Source organism: Serratia ureilytica (assembly GCF_013375155.1).
Taxonomy (GTDB): domain Bacteria; phylum Pseudomonadota; class Gammaproteobacteria; order Enterobacterales; family Enterobacteriaceae; genus Serratia; species Serratia ureilytica.
The window spans coordinates 399337-420787 of the sequence record NZ_JABXOF010000003.1 but is presented as its reverse complement, the minus strand read 5'-3'; the positions used below and the strand labels follow the sequence as shown (position 1 = coordinate 420787).

General features: G+C 60.8%; 17 protein-coding genes. 6 read left to right on the top strand and 11 right to left on the bottom strand.

Features of this window, described 5'->3' with window-relative positions:
- Positions 1–6 precede the first annotated feature (6 nt).
- On the bottom strand, positions 7–2073 hold the full coding sequence (locus HWW83_RS08480; RefSeq protein ID WP_046687146.1) for a carbon starvation CstA family protein: 2067 nt from the start codon (positions 2071–2073) through the stop codon (positions 7–9).
- A 384-nt stretch (positions 2074–2457) separates the two neighbouring features.
- On the opposite strand from HWW83_RS08480, the gene HWW83_RS08475 reads away from it, so the two are divergent.
- The gene (locus HWW83_RS08475; protein WP_033643248.1) at positions 2458–3621 is read left to right on the top strand and encodes a M20 aminoacylase family protein; all 1164 of its coding nucleotides are present in this window, start codon (positions 2458–2460) and stop codon (positions 3619–3621) included.
- A gap of 30 nt (positions 3622–3651) precedes the next feature.
- Positions 3652–4962: an MFS transporter gene (locus HWW83_RS08470; RefSeq protein WP_033643247.1), complete on the top strand. Its 1311-nt coding sequence runs from the start codon at positions 3652–3654 to the stop codon at positions 4960–4962.
- A gap of 74 nt (positions 4963–5036) precedes the next feature.
- Here the strand turns inward: HWW83_RS08470 and HWW83_RS08465 are convergent, their stop codons facing one another.
- Both HWW83_RS08465 and gloA read right to left on the bottom strand, forming a co-directional pair.
- Entirely contained in the window at positions 5037–6971 is a 1935-nt protein-coding gene (locus HWW83_RS08465) for an exoribonuclease II (protein WP_060660652.1), read from the bottom strand.
- A 186-nt stretch (positions 6972–7157) separates the two neighbouring features.
- Complete coding sequence (gloA, locus tag HWW83_RS08460) at positions 7158–7685, bottom strand: lactoylglutathione lyase (RefSeq protein ID WP_019452681.1); 528 nt, start codon at positions 7683–7685, stop codon at positions 7158–7160.
- Between the two features lie 99 nt (positions 7686–7784).
- Between gloA and HWW83_RS08455 the strand changes: the two genes are divergently transcribed.
- Positions 7785–8639, top strand: a complete 855-nt coding sequence (locus tag HWW83_RS08455; RefSeq protein WP_089194821.1) for a LysR family transcriptional regulator — start codon at positions 7785–7787, stop codon at positions 8637–8639.
- 15 nt (positions 8640–8654) lie between these two features.
- Here HWW83_RS08455 and HWW83_RS08450 read toward each other — a convergent pair whose 3' ends face one another.
- Positions 8655–10961, bottom strand: a complete 2307-nt coding sequence (locus HWW83_RS08450) for an FdhF/YdeP family oxidoreductase (RefSeq protein ID WP_033643243.1) — start codon at positions 10959–10961, stop codon at positions 8655–8657.
- 282 nt (positions 10962–11243) lie between these two features.
- Between HWW83_RS08450 and dacD the strand changes: the two genes are divergently transcribed.
- Positions 11244–12413 (top strand): serine-type D-Ala-D-Ala carboxypeptidase DacD, encoded by a 1170-nt coding sequence (gene dacD / locus HWW83_RS08445; RefSeq protein ID WP_176589206.1) that lies wholly within the window; start codon positions 11244–11246, stop codon positions 12411–12413.
- A gap of 64 nt (positions 12414–12477) precedes the next feature.
- Positions 12478–13383 (top strand): LysR family transcriptional regulator, encoded by a 906-nt coding sequence (locus HWW83_RS08440; RefSeq protein WP_033643241.1) that lies wholly within the window; start codon positions 12478–12480, stop codon positions 13381–13383.
- A gap of 88 nt (positions 13384–13471) precedes the next feature.
- On the opposite strand, the gene HWW83_RS08435 is transcribed toward HWW83_RS08440, so the two are convergent.
- Entirely contained in the window at positions 13472–14020 is a 549-nt protein-coding gene (locus HWW83_RS08435) for an inclusion body family protein (RefSeq protein ID WP_033643240.1), read from the bottom strand.
- 451 nt (positions 14021–14471) lie between these two features.
- Positions 14472–15656: a CMD domain-containing protein gene (locus tag HWW83_RS08430; protein ID WP_047575019.1), complete on the bottom strand. Its 1185-nt coding sequence runs from the start codon at positions 15654–15656 to the stop codon at positions 14472–14474.
- A 16-nt stretch (positions 15657–15672) separates the two neighbouring features.
- Between HWW83_RS08430 and HWW83_RS08425 the strand changes: the two genes are divergently transcribed.
- The gene (locus tag HWW83_RS08425) at positions 15673–15930 is read left to right on the top strand and encodes a hypothetical protein (protein WP_004930590.1); all 258 of its coding nucleotides are present in this window, start codon (positions 15673–15675) and stop codon (positions 15928–15930) included.
- Positions 15931–16075: 145 nt separating this feature from the next.
- Here the strand turns inward: HWW83_RS08425 and sapF are convergent, their stop codons facing one another.
- The 5 genes from sapF to sapA are packed head-to-tail and all read right to left on the bottom strand — an operon-like array spanning position 16076 to position 21370.
- Positions 16076–16888 (bottom strand): putrescine export ABC transporter ATP-binding protein SapF, encoded by an 813-nt coding sequence (gene sapF, locus HWW83_RS08420; protein ID WP_016927550.1) that lies wholly within the window; start codon positions 16886–16888, stop codon positions 16076–16078.
- A gap of 1 nt (position 16889) precedes the next feature.
- Complete coding sequence (gene sapD, locus HWW83_RS08415) at positions 16890–17882, bottom strand: putrescine export ABC transporter ATP-binding protein SapD (protein WP_016927551.1); 993 nt, start codon at positions 17880–17882, stop codon at positions 16890–16892.
- On the bottom strand, positions 17882–18772 hold the full coding sequence (gene sapC / locus HWW83_RS08410; RefSeq protein ID WP_004930580.1) for a putrescine export ABC transporter permease SapC: 891 nt from the start codon (positions 18770–18772) through the stop codon (positions 17882–17884). The genes sapD and sapC overlap by 1 nt, the downstream gene beginning before the upstream one ends.
- A complete protein-coding gene (gene sapB / locus HWW83_RS08405; protein ID WP_004930575.1) occupies positions 18759–19724 on the bottom strand; it encodes a putrescine export ABC transporter permease SapB in 966 nt (321 codons plus the stop codon). Before sapB ends, sapC begins: the two co-directional genes overlap by 14 nt.
- A complete protein-coding gene (gene sapA, locus HWW83_RS08400) occupies positions 19721–21370 on the bottom strand; it encodes an ABC transporter substrate-binding protein SapA (protein ID WP_033643238.1) in 1650 nt (549 codons plus the stop codon). Before sapA ends, sapB begins: the two co-directional genes overlap by 4 nt.
- Positions 21371–21451 lie beyond the last annotated feature (81 nt).

Genomic DNA, 21451 nt, shown 5'->3' with positions numbered 1-21451 from the left:
CGAGACTCAGCTGCGGCCGGCCTCTTCCCTCAGCGCGGCGCCGACCTCGTGCGCCGTCGGCTGTTCGGCGCGCAGCGCCCGGCGGATCGCGAAGAAGGCGGCGATCAGCATGGTCACCGCCACCAGCATAAAGAACCCGCACAGCGCGGCGTTGATCTGGTTGCTGAACACGATGGTTTCCATGTCTTTCAGAGACTTGGCCGGCGCAATGATCGTGCCTTGCTCGATGCCGGTGGAGAACTTCTTCGCCTGCGCCAGGAAGCCGATGCTCGGTTTTTCGTGGAAGATCTTCTGCCAGCCGGCGGTCATGGAGGTCACGAACAGCCAGGCGGTCGGCAGAATAGTCACCCAGGCGTAGCGCTGCTTTTTCATCTTGAACAGCACCACGGTGCCGAGGATCAGCGCCATCGACGCCAGCATCTGGTTGCCGATACCGAACAGCGGCCACAGGGTATTGATGCCGCCGAGCGGATCGACCACGCCCTGATACACGAAGAAACCCCAACCGGCCACCGCCACCGTGGTGCCCGCCAGGTTGCCGAACCAGGAGCGGTTATTGGCCAGCTGCGGCACCGCCACGCCCACCAGATCCTGCACCATAAAGCGGCAGGCGCGGGTGCCGGCATCGACGGCGGTCAGGATGAACAGCGCTTCGAACAGAATGGCGAAGTGGTACCAGAAGGCCATCATCGCCCGGCTGTTGAACACCTCACTGATGATGTGCGCCATGCCCACGGCGAAGGTCGGGGCGCCGCCGGCGCGCGACAGGATGGCGTTCTCGCCCACCTCTTTGGCGATCAGCGCCAGCGTTTCCGGCGTGACGATAAAGCCCCAGCTGTTGATCACCTGCGAAGCATTTTCCACCGTGGTGCCGATCAGCGCCGCCGGCGAGTTCATGGCGAAGTAAACGCCCGGATCCAGCACCGAGGCGCAGATAAGCGCCATGATGGCGACGAAAGATTCCATCAGCATGGCGCCGTAACCGATAAAGCGGATGTGGCTTTCGCGCTCCACCAGCTTCGGCGTGGTGCCGCTGGAGACCAGCGCGTGGAAGCCGGAAATGGCGCCGCAAGCGATGGTGATGAACAGGAACGGGAACAGGGCGCCGGCGAATACCGGGCCGCTGCCGTCGATAAAGCGCGAGACCGCCGGCATTTTCATCTCCGGCATGGCGAAGACGATGCCGATGGCCAGGCCGATGATGACGCCGATTTTCATAAAGGTGGAAAGGTAATCGCGCGGCGCCAGCAGCAGCCACACCGGCAGCACCGAGGCGACGAAGCCGTAGATCACCAGCACCCAGGTCAGGGTGGTGCCGTGCAGCGTGAAGAACGGTCCCCAATAGGGATCTTGCGCCACGTTGCCGCCGTAAACGATCGCCAGCAGCATCAGCACGAAGCCAATCACCGAAATTTCAGCGATCTTGCCCGGCCGGATAAAGCGCATGTAGATGCCCATGAACAGGGCGATCGGGATGGTGGCGGCGATGGTGAACAGCCCCCACGGGCTGTCGGCCAACGCTTTCACTACCACCAACGCCAGCGCCGACAGGATGATGATCATCACCCCCAGCGCACCGAGCATGGTGATCACCCCGGCGAACGCCCCCAGCTCTTGCTTGGCCATTTCCCCCAGTGAACGCCCGTCGCGGCGCGTGGAGATGAACAGCACCAGAAAATCCTGCACCGCGCCGGCCAACATAACGCCGACCAGGATCCAGATGGTTCCCGGCAGGAAGCCCATCTGCGCGGCCAGGATCGGCCCCACCAGCGGCCCGGCGCCGGCGATGGCGGCGAAGTGGTGGCCGAACAGCACCCATTTGTTGGTGGGCACGTAGTCCAGGCCGTCGTTGTGGCGTTCGGCCGGGGTCAGACGGCGGTCATCCAGTTCAAAGACCTTGTCGGCGATGAACCGGCTGTAGAAGCGGTAGGCGATGCTGTAGCAGGCGACGGCGGCGACCACCAGCCAGACGGCGTTGACGTGCTCGCCGCGGCTGAGCGCCAGCATGGCGAAGGCGAAGGCGCCGACCAACGCCACCAGCAGCCAGATAAGTCCGGACCTGATGTTTCTCATGAAATAACTCCTTGGCGTGCAGAGGTAAAATCGACGTTGTTATTAGGAATGACGTTTTAACAGTAGAAGTTTTGCCGCCGAACCGTGGCAGGTCGGATGAGAAATGTGAAGCAGGTGGGGTTTTAGTGTAAAAACAACGTGATGAAACACCGCTGGCGCAGGCTGCGGCCCATGCGCTTCCCGGCAGAAGTTCATTCTGCACTTTCACTTCGCATACAGCGAATCATCGCCGTTTTTTATCAGAGCACGGCGTCTGGCGGCCTATTATTTTATCTGGCGAGGCGCGCCGAAATAAAATTACTCATGCCGTGTTATACCTTTATTTCAATTCGCACTTTTATTCATTCATTAAATAAATAATAAAGCTACGAAAGGAATTTAATTATGATAAATAAAGTCATTGAAGGGTATTTACCGCAGCTTACGGCCATCCGGCATGATATTCACCAGCATCCCGAGTTGGGTTTTGAAGAATTTCGCACCAGCGATCTGGTGGCGGATTATCTAAGCTCGTGGGGCTATGAGGTACACCGCGGATTGGCGGGCACCGGCGTGGTGGGGACGCTGCGGGTGGGCGACGGCGTTAAACGCCTCGGACTGCGCGCCGATATGGACGCCTTGCCGATCGAGGAAAACAACGGCAAACCCTGGAGCAGCAGCGTGGCCAACCGCATGCACGCCTGCGGCCATGACGGCCATACTACTATGCTGCTCGGCGCCGCCCGCTACCTGGCGCAAACGCGCAACTTCAACGGCACGCTGCACCTGATTTTCCAACCGGCGGAAGAGATGCTGAACGGCGGCGCGCGCATGGTGGAACAGGGGCTGTTCGAACGCTTCCCCTGCGATGCCATCTTCGCCATGCACAACATGCCGGGGATGCCGCTCGGCGAGTTCTTCTTCCAGCACGGCCCGTTCATGGCCTCGATGGATCAGTTCAACGTGCGGGTGCAGGGGCGCGGCGGCCACGGCGCCATCCCGCAGCTGGCGGTCGATCCGGTGCTGGTGGCCTCGCATATCACCGTCGCGCTGCAGAGCATCGTTTCGCGCAATATCGATCCGCTGGAGGCGGCGGTGATCACCGTTGGCAGCATCAAGGCCGGCGAGGCGGCCAACGTGATCCCGGATAGCGCGGAGATGAAGCTCAGCGTACGCTCGCTGGATCGCCAGGCGCGCGCTACGCTGCTGGCGCGCATTCCGGCGCTGATCGAAGCGCAGGCGGCAAGCTTCGGCGCCCACGCGACGGTGGAACACGTTAACGGCACGCCGGTGTTGGTCAACGACGAAGCGATGACCCGTTTCGCCCACCGCGTGGCGCAGCAGCAGTTCGGCGCCGCCCGCGCGCACTACGGCGCCAGGCCGCTGATGGGCAGCGAAGACTTCGCCTTTATGCTCGATGCGCATCCGCAAGGCTGCTACCTGATCATCGGTAACGGTGACGGCGAAGGAAGCTGCATGGTGCATAACCCGGGATATGACTTTAACGATGGGTGTCTGGCGGCCGGCAGCCAGTATTGGGGAGCGTTGGCGGAAGCGTATTTAAAATAAATTCGAAGAATAATAACAGGGAAGATAATGATGAGTGAAAATACGGCGGCGACGCAACCAACAATAAACGCGCCCGCGAGGGTAGGCGGCAAGAAAGTGATATTTGCCGCCTCCTTCGGCAATGCGCTGGAGTTTTTCGATTTCGGTATCTATAACTTCTTCGTTATTTATATCAGCGTATTGTTTTTTCCCCCCTCGAGCGATCCCAATTTGGCGTTGCTGTTGGCGTTCGCCACGTTTGGCGTCAGTTTTTTCATGCGGCCGCTGGGCGGCATTCTGATCGGCGCCTATGCCGATCGCCATGGCCGCAAGCCGGCGATGATCCTGACGATTTCACTGATGAGCCTCGGCACGGCGATGATCGGCTTTGCGCCGACCTACGCCAGCGCCGGTTATTGGGGAACCGTCACGCTGGTGGCGGCGCGTTTGATCCAGGGCGTGGCGGCGGGGGGCGAGGTGGGCGCATCGATGTCGTTGCTGGTGGAGTCGGCGCCACCTAACCGGCGAGGCTTCTATTCCAGTTGGTCGCTGGCGACGCAGGGCATCGCCACCGTGGTCGGCGGCGTCACCGCGCTGGCGCTCAGCGCGGCGTTGCCGGCGATCTCCGGCGAGCCGAACGCCATGGCCGAGTGGGGATGGCGCATTCCGTTCTTTATCGGCGTGGCGCTGGCGCCGCTCGGTTGCTGGCTGCGTCTCGGATTGGAAAGCGACCGGCCGCCGGTGTCGCGGGCTCATGAACCGCCAGCGCAGCTGCGACGGCACTCGCGAGCGGTGGTGCTCGGCGTGATGCTGACCATTGGTGCCACCGTCGCCACTTACATCTCGATGTATTATCTCGGCACTTACGCGGTGAAATACTTAGGCATGCCGCAGGCCTACGGCTATGCCGCGATGCTGCTGGCGGGGCTGGTGACCTTCGGCGGCAGCCTGTTGGTCGGGCACTGGTGCGATCGCTATGGCCGCTTGCCACTGATCCGAGGCTCGCGCATCGCTATCTTGATCGTGGCCTTGCCGGCGTTTTGGTGGCTGAGCGCCGCGCCGCATCCGGCGGTGCTGCTGCTGATTGTCGCGATATTGGTCGGATTGACCACGCTCGGCTCGGTGCCGACCATGCTGATGATTTCGGAGCTGTTTCCGCAGCGCATTCGCGCATTGGGGTTTGCGTTGGTCTACAGCCTCGGCGTGGCGATTTTCGGCGGCTTCGCCCAATATATCGCCTCGCAGTCGATCGCGTTGAGCGGCTCGCTGCTGGCGCCCGCCGTCTACCTGATGCTGGCGACGCTGGCTTCGTTGGCGGTGCTGCCATTGCTGCGTGAAACCGGCGGTAACCCATTGCGTTAGCGAGCGCGGACGAAAAAAAACGCCGGCGGTTTTCACCGTCGGCGTTTGGCGTCGCTACCGTTTCAGGCTGGCGTTCAGGCCGCCGGCCGGGCGATCACGCTGCGGGTTTCCATGCGCACTTCGGCGATGGTGACCTGCAAGGTATCGCTTTGGCGATAAACTACTTCGCCTTTGATCTGCACGGTGCCGGTTTCCTGGCTGCACTGCATCTCGTCACGCACCGCGTGAATAAACGGCGCCGGGATGAAGGCAACCGCGCCGTTGTCCAGCAGGCGCACGCGCAGGCCGCCGCGTGTCACGTCGATGATCTCGGCGTTGAAGCGGGTATCGGTACCGGCCTTGTCCTGCAGGAAGCGGGCGTACAGCCAGTCGCCGACGTCGCGTTCCGCCATGCGGTTCAGGCGGCGGCGTTCCGCCAGCTGCACCGTCACGTCATCCTGCGGTTTTTCCGCCGGCTGCTGGTTGATGATCGCCTTCAGCAGGCGGTGGTTGACCATATCGCCGTATTTACGGATCGGCGATGTCCAGGTGGCGTAAGCCTCCAGCCCCAGACCGAAGTGTGGCCCCGGCGTAGTGCTGATCTCGGCGAAGGTCTGGAAGCGGCGGATGCGGCTGTCGAGGAACTGGGTCGGCTGCGCATCCAGGTGGCGGCGCAGTTCGCAGAAACCGTCGAGGGTCAGCAGCTTCTCGGCTTCGGCTTCGACGCCGTTGGCCTGCAGTACGGTGACCGCTTGCTCAACCAGCGCAGGATCGAAACCGGTGTGCACGTTGTACACGCCGAAGCCCAGGCGATCGCGCAGCACGATGGCGGCGCAGACGTTGGCGGCGATCATGCACTCTTCAACGATGCGGTTGGCGCTGCGGCGCTGCTCGGTAACGATCTCCAGCACATCGCCTTTTTCACCCAACACGAAGCGGTAGTCCGGGCGATCTTTGAATACCAGCGCATGCTGGTGGCGCCAGGCGTTGCGCGCGTCGCAAACGCGTTTCAGCAGGGTGATCTGTTGCGCGATGGCGTCGCTCGGCGGTTGCCAGCCGGTAATGCCGTCCAGCCAGTCGGAGACTTCGTCGTACACCAGTTTGGCTTTGGATTCGATCTCGGCGGCGAAGAACTGAATATCTTCGCCCAGCGCGCCGTCGGCGGCGATGGTCACGCGGCAAGCCAGCACCTGACGGCGCTCGTTAGGGCGCAGCGAGCACAGGTTGTCCGACAGATCGCGCGGCAGCATCGGGATGTTGAAGCCCGGCAGATAGTTGGTGAAGGCGCGCACGCGGGCGATATCGTCCAGCTTGCTGCCTTGTTCTACGTAGGCAGTAGGATCGGCGATGGCGATGGTCAACTGCAGCGAACCGTCACCGTTGTCGGTCACGTACAGCGCATCGTCCATGTCTTCGGTGCTGGCGCTGTCGATGGTGACGAATTCGAGCGCGGTCAGATCTTCACGCACCAGCGCAGCGTCCGGCTCGCTGAGGGCCTGCATCTCCGGCGCCTCTTTTTCCAGGTTGTGACGCGCCAGCGTCACCCACCACGGGGCGAAATGGTCTTCACCGTCGGTGATAAACTGGGTCAGGTCGGCGTTGAAGCCGCGATCGCCTTTCAGCGGATGGCGGCGCATTTCCGCCACCGCCCAGTCGCCGGCCTGGAAGTTGTGGATCAGTTCACGCACCGGGCGGCACGGAATCGCGTCTTTCAGCAACGGATGATCGGGCACGATGGACAGACGATCGTCGCGCTTTTGCACGCGGCCGACAAAGCGCGACAGGAATGGCTCGACCAAGGTTTCCGGCTCGGCGATTTCGCGCTCTTTCTCGGTGTGCAGGGTGGCGATAATGCGATCCCCGTGCATGACTTTCTTCATGTACGGCGGCGGAATGAAGTAGCTTTTTTGACCGTCTACTTCAAGAAAGCCAAAGCCTTTCTCAGTCCCTTTCACTACGCCTTCAACGCGCGGGGTCTGAGAGTGAAGTTGCTGTTTTAGCTGCGCCAGCAGCGGGTTATCTTGAAACATATCGTCCAGTGAATGGGTTGTGAGTGGCAAGATTTGCGGCTGACAGTTTTACGCGAATCACCCGCTGCGAGCAAGCCTAACGTCACGGAACCCCGCGTTGCCGCGCGATTTTGCGCAAGATTGGTCAATCGAAGGGCGAACGATGAAAAACCCCGGCGCGCAGGCCGGGGTGAAGGAGGGGGGCAATCAGTCCTGCAGCGGCGTCGGCTGCAGGATTTCAATCCAGTAATCGTCCGGATCGCGAATGAACGCGACGTAGTTCATGCGGCCTTCATGCAGGCGTTTCTGGAAGGTGACGCCCAGGCGCTCAAAACGCTCGCAGGCGGCGCGCACGTCCGGCACCGTGACGCACAGGTGGCCAAAGCCGCGCGGCTCGCCGTTGCCGTTGTGGTAATGGAAATCCGCCTGATTTTCGGTGCCGTGGTTATGGGTCAGCTCGAGAATGCCCGGTTGGCTCAGCGCCCAGCGTTTGCGTTCGTCGTCATCCTGTGGGATCTGCTCGCGCGGGCTGCGCGTCAGGTAGCAGATGGTGAAGGCGGCCTCTTTGAATTCTTCCAGATAGACCGGGGTAAAACCCAGTACGCGAGTGTAGAAATCCAGCGCTTTGGTCAGGTCTTTCACGCGGATCATGGTGTGGTTGAACACGTAACCGTCGGTTACCGCGTCCGGTTGGGCCGCCACGCCGGGCAGCGTCAGTAAATCATTCAGTGGCATCAGTGATCCTCCTCAGGGTGTCGACAGACTGTAGGTGAAATCGATGCTAATCTAAAGTGATTGTTTTTAACTAAAACACTAACTAAAAGTGAATGATAGATGAAGCTGAGCCAGCTGAAGTTTTTCTGCACCGTGGTGGAACACAAAACCATCGCCGCCGCCGCCCGTGAGCTGCACTGCGTGCCTTCCAACGTCACGCTGCGGCTGCGCGAGCTGGAAGAGACGTTGGGCGGCGAGCTGTTTTTCCGCGATAAAAACCGGCTGTACGTCAATCCCAAAGGCCGGCTGTTCTACCAACAGGCGCGCGACATCGTGGCGCAGGCGGAGCGCAGTAAGCAGCTGTTCGCCGGAGAACATCAGCATGGGCTGCTGAACCTTGGGGCGCTGGATTTCTCGCTGGTCAGCCATTTGCCGGCGCGCATCGCCCGGCTGCGCCGTTTACAACCCCATCTGCAGATCAACGTGCTCAGCCGCGATTCATTGGTGCTGGAGCGCATGCTGATCGACAGTGCCCTCGATCTGGCGATCACCGACGGCCCGATTGAACATCCGTTGCTGGCCAGCCAAAAGGCGTTTGACGAACGGCTGGTGATGCTGATGCCGGCCGATGCCGGGCAGCCCGATGCCGCCACGCTGGCGGCGCTGGAATTTTACACGTTCAGCCGAGAATGCTCGTTCCGCCTGAAGGTGGATCACTGGCTGGCCTCGCGCGGGCTGAAACCGCGCATGACGCTGGAAATGGAGTCTTATGCCGCGATGGCGGCCTGCGTGCAGGCAGGTTGCGGCGTCGCCTGCGTGCCGGGTTCTTTGCTGCCGCAGATTTTGCCCGCTCCGGGGCTGAAGGTGGTGGAAATGGGCGAGGAGGGCGTGAGCGATCTGTACTTCGTCTGGCGACGGCATCAGCTGTCCGACGAATTACAGACCATCCTGGCGATATTGAAGCGCCCGGCGTGAACCGGGCGCGCGTTTTCAGGCAATGCGCAGCGAGGGGTGCTGTTCGCTGCGGCGAATCGCCACCGGGATCGACTTCGAGGTCGGGGTGCCGGTGCCGTCGCCGAAGCTGGCCAGCGGCACCAGCGGGTTGGTTTCCGGGTAGTAGGCCGCCAGGTTGCCACGCGGAATGTCGTAACTCACCAGCTTGAATCCGTCCACTTTACGCACCACGCCATCGTTCCACAGAGTCTCTATCTCAACCCGTTCGCCATCCTGCAGGCCCAGCGCCGCCAGATCTTCCGGATGGATGAACAACACTTCGCGCTGGCCGTAAACGCCGCGGTAGCGGTCATCCAGGCCATAGATGGTGGTGTTGTACTGATCGTGCGAGCGCAGCGTTTGCAGGGTAAACGGCGCTTGCACGTCGCCCAGTTGCGGGAACAGGGTCGCCGGCAGCGCGGCGGCGCTGAATTCCGCCTTGCCGCTCGGCGTGGCAAAGCGCAGTTCGGCGGCGGCATTGCCCAGGTAGAATCCGCCGGGCTGCTCGCAGCGACGGTTGAAATCCTCAAAGCCGGGAATGGTGGCGGCGATATGATCGCGGATCAGCGAGTAGTCGTCGGCCAACTCCAGCCAGTCCAACTGCTGCGTGCCCAGCACCGCGTCGGCGATGCCGCAGACGATCGCCGTTTCCGAACGTTGGGTATCCGCCAGCGGTTTGCCGATGCCTTCCGAAGCGTGAACCATGCTGAAAGAATCTTCGACCGTGATGTACTGCGAGCCGCTGGCCTGCATGTCCAATTCGGTGCGGCCCAGCGTCGGCAGGATCAACGCGTCTTTGCCGGTCACCAGGTGGCTGCGGTTAAGTTTGGTGCTGATGTGTACCGTCAAATCGCAGTTGCGCAGGGCGCGGGCGGTGCGCTCGGTGTCCGGCGCCGCGGCGGCCAGATTGCCGCCCAGCGCGATCAGCACTTTCACTTCGCCGCGCAACATCGCTTCGATCGCTTCCACCGTGTTGTGGCCCACCGCGCGATTGGCGGTAAAGTTAAAGTGGCGTTCCAGGCTGTCGAGCAGCGCCTTGGGCGACTTCTCGTCAATCCCCATGGTGCGGTTGCCCTGGACGTTGCTGTGGCCGCGCACCGGGCACAGACCGGCGCCCGGTTTGCCCAGTTGCCCGAACAGCAGCTGCAGGTTGGTGATTTCACGCACCGTCGCAATCGAGTGCTTATGCTGAGTCACGCCCATCGCCCAGGTGCAGATCACCCGCTCGGCGCCCTGGTAAGTGGCCGCCGCCTGGCGCAATTGCGCCTCGCTCAGGCCCGACTGCGCGGTAATGGTCTGCCACTCGGTCGCATCCACCTGCGCCAGGTATGCCTCTACGCCGACGCTGTGCCGTTCGATAAACGCCAGGTCGAACAGGGCGGGTTCACCGGCGGCCAGCCGCTGGCGGTGGGTTTCCAGCAGCGCTTTCACCATGCCGCGCACCGCCGCCATATCGCCGCCCAGATTCGGTTGGTAATAGGAGGAACTGATCGGCGAGGATTTTGGCGTCAGCATCTGCACCGGATCCTGCGGATCGGCGAATCTTTCCAGCCCGCGCTCGCGCAGGGTGTTGAAACTGACGATGCGCGCGCCGCGTCGGGCGGCGTTTTTCAGGCTGTGAAGCATGCGCGGGTGGTTGGTGCCGGGGTTTTGACCGAACACGAAGATGGCGTCGGCTTTTTCGAAGTCATCGATGCGGATGGTGCCTTTGCCGACGCCGATGCTTTGCTTCAGCCCGACGCCGCTCGCCTCGTGACACATGTTGGAGCAGTCGGGGAAATTGCTGGTGCCGAGCATGCGGCCGAACAGTTGATAAAGGTACGACGCTTCGTTGCTGGCGCGGCCCGAGGTATACAGCTCGATTTGATTCGGGTTGTCCATTGCGTTGATGTGCCTGGCGATCAGCGCCAGCGCGTCCGGCCAATGAATAGGCTCATAGTGGTCGGTTTCGGCGTTGTAGCGCATCGGATGCGTGAGGCGCCCCTGATATTCGAGGAAATAGTCGCTCTGCTGCTGTAGGGTGCTGACGCTGTGCGCGGCGAAGAACTCAGGCTCGACGGCGCTGCGCGTCGCTTCCCAACTGACCGCCTTGGCGCCGTTTTCACAGAAGCTGAAGGTGCTGTGGTTGTCGTCGCCCCAGGCGCAACCGGGGCAGTCGAAGCCGCGCGCCTTGTTGACGCGCATCAGGTTGCGCATGTTTTTTAGGGTTTGTTTACTGTCGAGGACAAAGCGGGTGGTGGCTTCAAGCGAACCCCAGCCGCCCGCTGGGCCGGTATAAGGCTTGATTGACGGTTTGAATTTCATGGTGACACTTCGCAGGTGGTTGTAGCTAAAAAGTAAACGCTTTTTTATGCGTCTTGCGTATTTATGTCACAAGTTTAGGGGCGCGGCAGGCAGGCGTCTAATCGAATGGGGCAATGGCGGCATAGAGCATATCTATCGCAGGCGGACGCTGACCTAAACAAATGGTTGCATAAAGACACCCGCTGCAAAAGAGTAATGGTTTCGCCTGAAAGTGAATTCATGCAGTCTATCTCGCGGATTATATTGGCATTTTATTTAGCCTGCGGGCCTGAGGAACACAGCGTGAAGCGTTCAGTATCAGTGGTGATCGGCGGTATCTTACTGCCTTTAGCGGCGCAGGCGGCGGAAACGGCGTCCCATTTTTCCACCATGGCCCCACCGGCGATAGACGCCGCCTCTTACGTATTGATGGATTACACCACCGGCCAGGTGCTGGCGGCCGGCAATGCCGACGAGCGGCGCAATCCGGCCAGCCTGACCAAACTGATGACCGGTTTGGTGATCGACCATGCGCTCGATGAGCATAAGATTGGCCTCGACGATGTCGTCACCGTGGGGAAAGACGCCTGGGCGCAGGGCAACCCGGTGTTCAAAGGCTCCTCGCTGATGTTCCTGAAGCCTGGTGACAGGGTCACGGTACGCGATCTCAGCCGCGGCATCATCATCGATTCCGGCAACGACGCCTGCGTGGCGATGGCGGACTATGTGGCGGGCAGCCAGGCCAACTTCGTCAAGCTGATGAACGAGAAGAGCGCGCAGCTGGGATTGCAGAACACGCATTTTGAAACGGTGCACGGGCTGGATGCGCCGGGCCAGTTCACCACCGCCGGCGATCTGGCGGTGATTGCGCGCGCCATCATCATGAGCGAGCCGGCGGAATACCATATGTACAGCGAGAAATCGCTGACCTGGAACGGCATCACGCAGCAGAACCGCAACGGCCTGCTGTGGGACAAGACCCTGCACGTCGACGGACTGAAAACCGGACACACCGCCTCGGCCGGCTTCAACATCATCGCTTCCGCCACCGAAGGAGATCGCCGTCTGATCGCCGTGGTGATGGGCGGCAAAAGTTCAAAAGGCCGCGAGGAACAGGCGCGCAAGCTGCTGAGCTGGGGGCTGCGCGACTTTAGCACGGTACACCTGTTCAGCGCCGGCCAAAGCCTGGGGGAAGAGCCGATCTGGTATGGTGAAAGCCACCGCTTGCCGGTCGGCAGCGCGCAGGACCAGTCGCTCAGCCTGCCGAAAAACGAGGCGGACAAGCTGAAGGCGCAGTACGTGCTCAACGTTGCGCGGCTGGAAGCGCCGATCAACAAAGGACAAATCGTCGGCGAGATCCGCATCAGCGACAATGGTCAGGTGGTGAAAACCCTGCCACTGGTGGCGCTGCGGGCGGTGCCGCAGGGCGGGGTGTTCTCCCGCTTGGCGGATTACGTGAAGCTCAAACTCTGACTCACCGGGCGGGCGACGGCGCCCGGTGGTATACTGGTGCGAATGCCGATCATTGAGCCGCGCTATGGATATTAAACAACTGATTTATCTGTGTAATTTAGAACGGGAGCGCCACTTCGGCCGGGCGGCGGAAGCCAGCTTCGTCAGCCAGCCGACGCTGTCCATGCGATTGAAAAATCTGGAAAAAGAACTGGGCGTTTCGCTGATTAACCGCGGCAACCATTTCGGCGGCTTTACCGCCGAGGGCGAACGGGTGTTGGCGTGGGCGCGCGAGATCGTCTCGGTCTACCAAGGGCTGAAACTGGAGGTGGAGTCGCTCAAGCACGGCTTGCACGGCACGTTGCGCCTCGGCGTGGTGCCACAGTGCAGCATCTCGGTGGCGGAAATGCTCAAGGCGGTCAGCGAACGTTATCCCCATCTTGATTATCGGTTGGCGGTGCTGAGCGCCGATCAGCTGCTGGAGGCGCTGACGGCGCACACCGTAGATATCGGCATCGGCTTTTTCGAGCTGTCGACCTTGAAAGAACTGCATTTCCAATCGCAGCCGCTGGTGGAAACCGGCGTTGAGCTGGTGTTTCATCCGCAGCATTTCCCTAAGCTGGTGGGGGATGCGCCGTTGCCGCTGGAGGCAGTGGCCGCCTTGCCGCTGTGTCTGGCCGAGCCGACGCGTTATTTCCGCCGCTATCTCGATCAGCATTTCCGCGACGCTGGATTGACGCTGCACCCGCGGCTGGAAACTACCTCTATCTTCCAACTGCTGGAGGGGATTTTCGTCGGGTTGGGCTGCGGGTTGTTCCCGCGCGGCCAACTGCAATCGCCGCTGATGCCGGCATTGCAGCGGCGTCCGGTGGCCATCGCCGCCATGCCGCGTCATGCGGCGGTGGTGGTCGATATGTCGGAGCGCGCCACGCCGTTGGCGCAGAAGTTTTTCGATGCCGCCAGCGAGTGGTTGCGGCGGCAAAATGGATAGAAAAATTTAAGTTTATCCCGTGCCCGGCAATGATTATGGCCCCTAGGGGCCATAATCATTTCTCTTCTAATGGTTGCTGAAATACGTGTTAATTGCCGACGGTAATAGTCGGATCCCAATAGAAGTAACCTAATAGTTTTTGGTCTCCGCCGTTTGGTCGATAATAAAGGCCAAATTGAATGCAATAGTTTTCCGTGCCGGTATTGGTAATGTCAGCCTGTATGAACCAATAGGTTTGGTTGGTGAAAGTGACGGGGAATACGGTATTTTGCGCAGGCATCATCGAGCTGCGCGTGTACATTTTGAATGTCGGGTTGGAGAAAACCTGGGTGCCGCTGCCAAACTGCGGCAGCCCATAGATCAGGACGCCGGCATCGAAATTTGCCGATTCGGAAGTGCCGGTCCAACGGATGACGTCGCCGACATTGGCTTTAAAATTCAGGTCCGCCGTGCCGGAGCCGCCGATCACCTGTTCGGAAGTGACGACCATATAGGCATATTGGTGGCCGATGCCCGTCGGGCTGCCGGCATCCTGACTGGGGTTTTTATTCTCGAATGCTTCTATCAGCGCATCGGTATCGATGACGACAATAACGTTAACGATATTGTTGCTGGATTTAAGTTCTTGTTCAGACATAAGTTAGCCTCACAATATTTTTTGCTGTGATAGAAAGTGAAAATAATGGGGTTGATGGCAGCCGTTTATTGAATGGATATTTAAAATGAGGAGTGACAACGGCGCTATCGGCTTAATCATAGAGACTAAATAACAAGGCAGCCACCGGTGAAAATGTAGAGAAATTAATGGGTGCCTCTATTAATTAGCAGGGTTAAAACCTTGTTTTGATGATTCTGAGATAAATGCAGTTACAGAATGAGAGGCGAGCACGAACTGCCTATTATCCTGTTTACAGTGATAATTTTCTCGAAGTGCGACGGGAGAATAAAATAGAGAAAAATGGAGTTTAACACTAATTTAATTAAATTATTTGGTTTTAAATTTGAAATTTAAATGATTATTGATATTTATCTCTAAAAAGGACGGGCGATGAGTTAGCGGCAAAATGGGCCGCCAACTCATTGATAGATTACAGGGCAGTCTGTGCCGGTTCCGCATCGCCCAGCGTTTGGCGCAGGCGGTTTTCCCAGGCGTAGAGCGCGACGGTGAGGATCACCTCCAGCGCCTGTGCCTGATCCAGGCCGCTGTTGAACAGCGGCTGCACGCTCTGCGGGGTGAACTTCTCAGGTGCGCGAGTCAGCTCGGCGGCGGTGCGCATCACTGCGAGTTTTACCGAATCTTCGGTATACGCCAGCCCCTGAGGCAGCCCGGCGAACAGCGCCTGAACCAATCCCTCATCCTGCAATTCTTGCGCGACGGTGGCCGCGCAGTAACGGCTGCCGTTGATGCGCGAGACCGCCAGCGTCGCCAGCGCCTTGAGGCGACTCGATAACCCATATCCTTCGGCATTGATGCCGTTGAACACCCCGTTGCGCTCGCGCAGGGTGGCGGCGTCGTGGGCTAACAGCAAATAATAAGATTCGGCGCGCGCCTGCGGGTGACTTTGATCCAACACATCAAGCTGTTCGGCGGCGGCGGTTTCCGCGTCGATCGGTGGCAGGCGGGCAGACCAATTCAGTTCGTCGGCGCTGAAAGCGATGCCATCGGCGTCTTCGACGTTAGGAAAGCCGGGCACTACCACCGCCGGGCGGCCGGCCAACGCCGCGACGCCGGCGACCACGCGCGCTTGATAGCTGACAAAACCGATCACCTGCGAAAAGGTGACAATATCCGCCGGGCTCAGCCCGACGTCGGCGAGTTGTTGCAGCGCCTTGCGGCAAATCAGCGTGGGCTGGCTGGCAAGCTGGCGGGCATATTGGGTGATCTGAGCAAGGCGGATATTGCTTTCCCGGGAGGCGTCCGGGCTGTGCAGCGGGGCGAGGCGGGCGGCGTAGTGGCTACAAAGCGATTGCACGCCCGTCACCTGAGCGACGGTCAACGCGGTGCTGAGGCGATCGTAGGGTGACAATGTCACGTATCGTGACAGCGGCACCTGGTCGGGAAACAGCGCGTGGTAACCGGCCAACGAGGCGCTGAACACCCCGGCGCGAGCGCTGAGCGCATTGTTTAAGGCTTCATCGGCGAAGGCGCCCAGCCCCAGCAGAAAGCGATCGCGAAGGGTGGCCGCCTGGGGTTCCAGCGGCGCATCGCCCCGCACGCTGCTTTGGGTTTCGTGATACCACTGGGCATTATGTTGTCGACGGAGTCGTTCCATAGGTCAATCCTTAATCATGATCAACAGCCGCCGCTGCGCGCGGCAGCGTCGGCTGGACAAAGAGGCAACATGCCCGCAGGCGGGGCGAAAGGCGGTTTTAGCGCAGCTCATCACAGCAGAGGGCGTGGCCGTAAACAGAAAAACCGGCTGCCAGCGTGAGCAGAAACTGCGTAAGGCGGCGATGGCGAATGCTGTTCATCAGTGCGATATCCTGTCGTATGAGAAGTGCAACGTAGGGGATATCCTCACCGATCGCCCTGGCGAGATAAAATAATGTTACGGACTAATCAATAACTGAAAGGAATAAAATATAAGGATATATAACAAGAATGTAATTTGCATGTGCACTTTCTTGCTAAGCGGCAGGCGCGCAAGGCGATAAAAAACCCGCCGCAGCGGGTTTGAGGTGAAGGCGTGACTCAGAAGCGGCCGCCGTCGCGCCGCCAGGCATCGGCGGTCAACGCTTCGCCGAAGTGGCTGGCGATAAGACGCTTGGTCAATTCGTGCAGCGGCGCCGCCAACACCTCCGCGGTGCTGCCGCGCTCGACGATTTCCCCTTCGTGCATCACCAGCACCTGGTCGCTGATATGTTTCATCATGCCGAGGTGCTGGGTGACATAAATATAGGAAATGCCGTGTTTTTCCTGCAGTTCCAGCATCAGGTTGATGATTTGCGAGCGCATCGACATGTCCAGCGACGCCAGCGCCTCATCGGCGACGATCACCTTCGGTTGCAGGATCAGTGCGCGGGCCAGCGCGACGCGCTGTTTTTGCCCGGAAGCCAGCATGTGCGGATAGTAGTAGGCGTGATCCGGCAGCATGCCGACCTGGCGCAGCGTTTGGTTGATGCGCTGCTCGCGCTCGGCGGGCTCAAGATCGGTGTTCAGCCGCAGCGGCGCATCCAGCAGCTGGCCGATGCGCTGGCGCGGGTTGAGCGAGGTGCTCGGATCCTGAAAAATCATGCGAATACGCTGGCTGCGGTAACGATAATCGCCGAACGCCAGCGGATGATCGTCGATCAGCAGCTCGCCGGCGGTGGGTTCCACCATGCCGGAGAGCATCTTCGCCAGCGTGGATTTGCCGGAGCCGTTCTCGCCGATCACCGCCAGCGTCTGGCCTTCGCGCAGGGTAAAGCTGACTGATTTCACCGCCTCGACGTGCTGGCGGCGGAACAGCCCGGTGCGGTAGCGGTAGGTTTTGCTCAGGTTGCGCACTTCCAACAGCGTTTCCATGTTATTGCTCCTCCATGTTCAGCGGGAAGTGGCAGGCGAAGAAGTGGTTTTTGACCGGGCGCAGGCGCGGCGTTTCGATGCACTTCTTCTGCGCGTAAGGACAGCGCGGCCCCAGGCGACAGCCGATCGGCAGGTGTTCCAGCGAAGGAATGGCGCCCGGCAGCGTATTCAACCGGCTTTTGTGCGGCAGCGAGCGGCCGAAGTCCGGCATGGCGCGGATCAGCGCCTGGGTGTAAGGGTGGTGCGGCGCCGCCAGCAACTCTTCGCACTGGGCGCTCTCCACCGTTTGCCCGCAGTACAGCACGTTCACCCGATCGGCCCACTTGCTCATCATCTGTAGGTCGTGGCTGATCAGCAGAATGGTGGTGTTGTTGTTCTGGTTGAGGCGCGCCAACAGACGGAAAATCTGCGCCTGCGTGGTCGGTTCCATGGCGTTGGTCGGCTCATCGGCGATCAGCAGGCGCGGTTGGTTGGCCAGCGCGATGGCGATCATCACTTTCTGGCACTCGCCTTCCGTCAGCTCGTACGGGAAGCTGCCCATGATGTCGTCATGATCCTTGATGCCGACGCGGTGCAGCAATTCGATGGCGCGGCGTTTGCGCCAGTTGAAGCGCTGCCACCAGTGGCCCTTATAGGTCCAGCCTGGGATGGCCTGCGCAAGCTGGCGGCCGATGCTCTCGGAAGGATCGAGACAGGACTGCGGCTCCTGGAAGATCATTGAGACGTTGTGGCCCACCAGCTTGCGCCGCTCGCGCGGGCTCAGCTGCAGCAGATCGATGTCGTCGAAACGAAAGCGATCGGCGGTAACGCGCCAGTTGTCTTTGGTTACGCCGCAGATGGCCTTGGCGATCAGGCTCTTGCCGGAGCCCGATTCGCCCACCAGCCCGCGCACTTCGCCCTCGGTCAGCGTCATGCTGACGCGATCGACCGCCTTGACCGGCCCTTCGGCGGTCATAAATTCAATCGTCAAATTGCGGATATCGAGTAACGGCATTATTCCACCCCGGCATTGATTGCGCGGCGCATACCGTCGCCTAACAGGTTAACCAGCAGCACGCTGACGAGAATGGCCGCGCCGGGCAGCATCACCGTCCAGGGCGCGACGTACACCAGCTCGAGCGAATCGCCGAGCATCGCTCCCCATTCCGGCGAAGGCAATTGCGCGCCGAGATCGAGGAAGCCGAGCGCGGCGATGTCCAAAATGGCCATCGACAGCGCGCGGGTGAACTCGGTCACCAGCACCGCCGCGATGTTCGGCATGACCGCGTACCACAGGATCTGCAGCGTGGAAGCGCCGTCAAGCCGGGCCGCCACCACGTACTCTTTCTCCAGTTCGTCGTGCACCGCGCTGTAGATGGTGCGCACCATGCGCGGCAACAAGGCGAGCCACACCGCCAGCATGGCGTGTTCAAGTTTGGGGCCGATAAACGCCACCACCACGATCGCCAGCAGCAGCGACGGAATCGACAGCAGGGTATCGAGGATGTGGTTGAGCACCGCCGAGCGTAGCCCGTGGGTGACGCCAGCGAACACGCCGAGGATCACGCCGCAGAACGCCGCGGCCAGCGTCACCGCCAGCGCGGAACCGAAGGTGGCGGCGGTGCCGGTCAACAGGCGGCTGAGGATGTCGCGCCCGAGATCGTCGGTGCCGAGGAAGAACGACACGTTGCCGTAGCGCGACCAGGACGGCGGCAGCAGTTGATAGCCGAGGAACTGCTGATCCAGCGCGTAGGGCGCCAGCAGGCTACCGAACAGCGACAACAGCAACAGGGCGATCACGCCGTAAAAACCGATCATCGCCAGCGCGTCGCCGTAGAAAATCCGCCAGGTGTAGCGCAGCGGGCTCGGCATCTTTTTCTCGCGGTATACGTTATCGAAGGGCATACCATTCCTTATGTTTCAGCGGGTTGGTTGCCGCACCCAGAATGTCGGCCAGAACGTTAATGGTGATCACCAGCGTGCCGACCACCATCACGCCGGCGGAGATCGCCGCATAGTCCTGTTGGCGAATGGCGTTGATCAGCCACCGGCCGAGGCCCGGCCAGCTGAAGACCACTTCGGTGATCATCGCCAGCGTGAGCATGGTGGAGAACTGCAGCCCCAGTTTGGGCACGATCGGCGGCAGCGCGTTGTGCAACACGTGGCGACGAATGATGGTGAAGCGCGACAGGCCGCGGGTGGCGGCGGCCTTGATGTAGTTTTGGCTCAGCACGTCGTCGGTGCTGATGCGCATCAGCCGCACCACTTCGGTGGTGGGTGCCACCGCCAGCGCGGCGATCGGCAGGATCATGTGGCGCAGGGCGCTGCCGATCATCTCGGCGCGATACGGCGAGTCCGACAGCCAGGCGTCGATCAGCGCGAAACCGGTGATGGGCTTCACCTGATACAGCAGATCGAAGCGGCCGGAAACCGGCAGCCAGCCGAGATGCAGCGAGAAGAACAGCATCAGCAGCAGCGCCAGCCAGAACACCGGCATCGAAAAGCCCAGCAGCGCGAAGGTGCTGATGGCGGTGTCCTGCCACTTGCCGCGCAGCACGCCGGCGATGATGCCCAGCGGAATGCCGATAAACAGCGCCAGGGCGAAGGCCAGCAGGCACAGTTCCATGGTGGCCGGGAACACTTCGCGCAGCTGTTCGCTGATCGCCTGGCCGTTGATGCTGGAGACGCCGAAGTCCCAGTGCAGCAGGCTGACGAAGTAGAATTGATAGGCGTCCAGCAGGGCGGCGCCGTTCAGCGGCGCGCGCGGCGTGAAATAGCTCAGGCTGAAGCTGACCAGCGTCAGGAAGAACAGCGTGATCAGCAGCAGCAGAATGCGGCGCAGGGTAAAGATAATCACTTTTTCACCTCCGGCGCGGATTCACGGTACACCCCGGCGAACGAGGCGTTGCCGAACGGGCTCAGCACCAATCCCTTGATGTCGTAACGATAGGCCTGCAGGCGCAGGGAAGACGCCAGCGGCAGCACCGGCAATTGCTGCTCAAGGATTTTCTGCGCCTTGCGGTAGTTGTCGATGCGCTGAGACAGCTGCTGCGACAGCAGCGCGTTCTGCAGCACTTCGTCGAAACTCGGGTCACACCAGTGAGCATAGTTGGTTTGCGAACGGATTGCCGCGCAGCTCAGCAGCGGCCGGAAGAAGCTGTCCGGATCGTTGCTGTCGGTGGCCCAGCCGGTCAGGGTCAGATCGTGGTTCATCTCCATCAGGCGCGCTTCCTGGAAGCGGCCCTCCACCGGCACGATGGTGACGTTGATGCCCACCTGGCCGAGATCGGCCTGGATCAGCTCGGCGGTTTTCAGCGGGCTCGGGTTGTAAGACTGCGAGGCGGTCGGCACCCACAGCTTCAGGTTCAGCTGGCCGACGCCGGCCTGCCGCAGCATCTCGCGAGATTTGGCCGGATCGTACTCGGTGACGTGCGCGTCGTTGTCATAGGCCCAGGAGGCGCGCGGCAAGATCGAGGCGGCGGTTTCCGCCGTGCCGTAATAGATAGACTGCATCAACCGCTGGTTGTTGATCGCCAGCGAGATCGCCTGGCGCACATTGAGGTTGTCGAGCGGCGGTTTGCGGGTGTTGAACGCCAGATAGGCGATGTTCATCCCCGGACGCAGCGTCAGGCGCAGGCGCGGATCGTCGCGCAGGATAGACAGCTGGCTGGCCGCCGGATAAGCCAGCACGTCGCATTCGCCGGTCAGCAGCTTGGAGAGGCGGCCGGTGCCGCCGGCGCCCAGATCGATCACCACCTGCGGCATGCGCGGCAGCCCTTTCCAGTAGGCGGCGTTGCGCGCCAGGCGAATATATTGCCCCGAGCGGTATTCGTTGAGCAGGAACGGGCCGCTGCCGACCGGCTCGCGGTCGATCAGCTCCTGATGGCCCTCACGCGTCAGCAGATCGGCGTACTCGGCGGACAGCACCGGCGCGTAGTGGGTCGCCAGATGCCACAGGAACGAGGCGTCCGGCGACTGCAGGCGAATCTCCACCGTATAGTCGTCGAGCTTTCTCACGCTCTGCACCGAATCGCCGAACTGCAGGCTGTCGAAATAGGGGTATTCGCCGCCGTTCACGTCGTGATACGGGTGTTTCTGATCGAATACGCGGGCGAAGCTGAATACCACGTCGTCGGCGTTCATCTTGCGGGTGGGCGTGAACCAGGCGGTGGTCTGAAACGGCACGTCCTTGCGCAGATGGAAGCGGTAGGTGGCGCCGTTGTCCAGCACCTCCCAGCTCTGCGCCAGCTCGGGGATCAGGCGATAGGTGTAGGGGTCGACGTCCAGCAGGCGATCGTACAGCTGGGCGGCCAGGGTATCCACCGTCAGGCCACTGCTGGCCATTTGCGGGTTGAAGGTATTCAGTATGCCGCTGACGCAATAAACAAAGCCGCTCTGGCGAATGTCCGGCAGCGGCGCCGCGCTGGGCGCGGGCGGTGTTGTCGCGGCCAGGGCAGAGCCCGTCAGGCACAACGACAGTATCCAAAAGGGTAAACCACGCATAGAGGCTCATGGGTTAATCAGCAATAGCGTTAGTGTATCGCACTCTGACCAGTAGCCCAATCCATTGAGCAAAATCGCTGA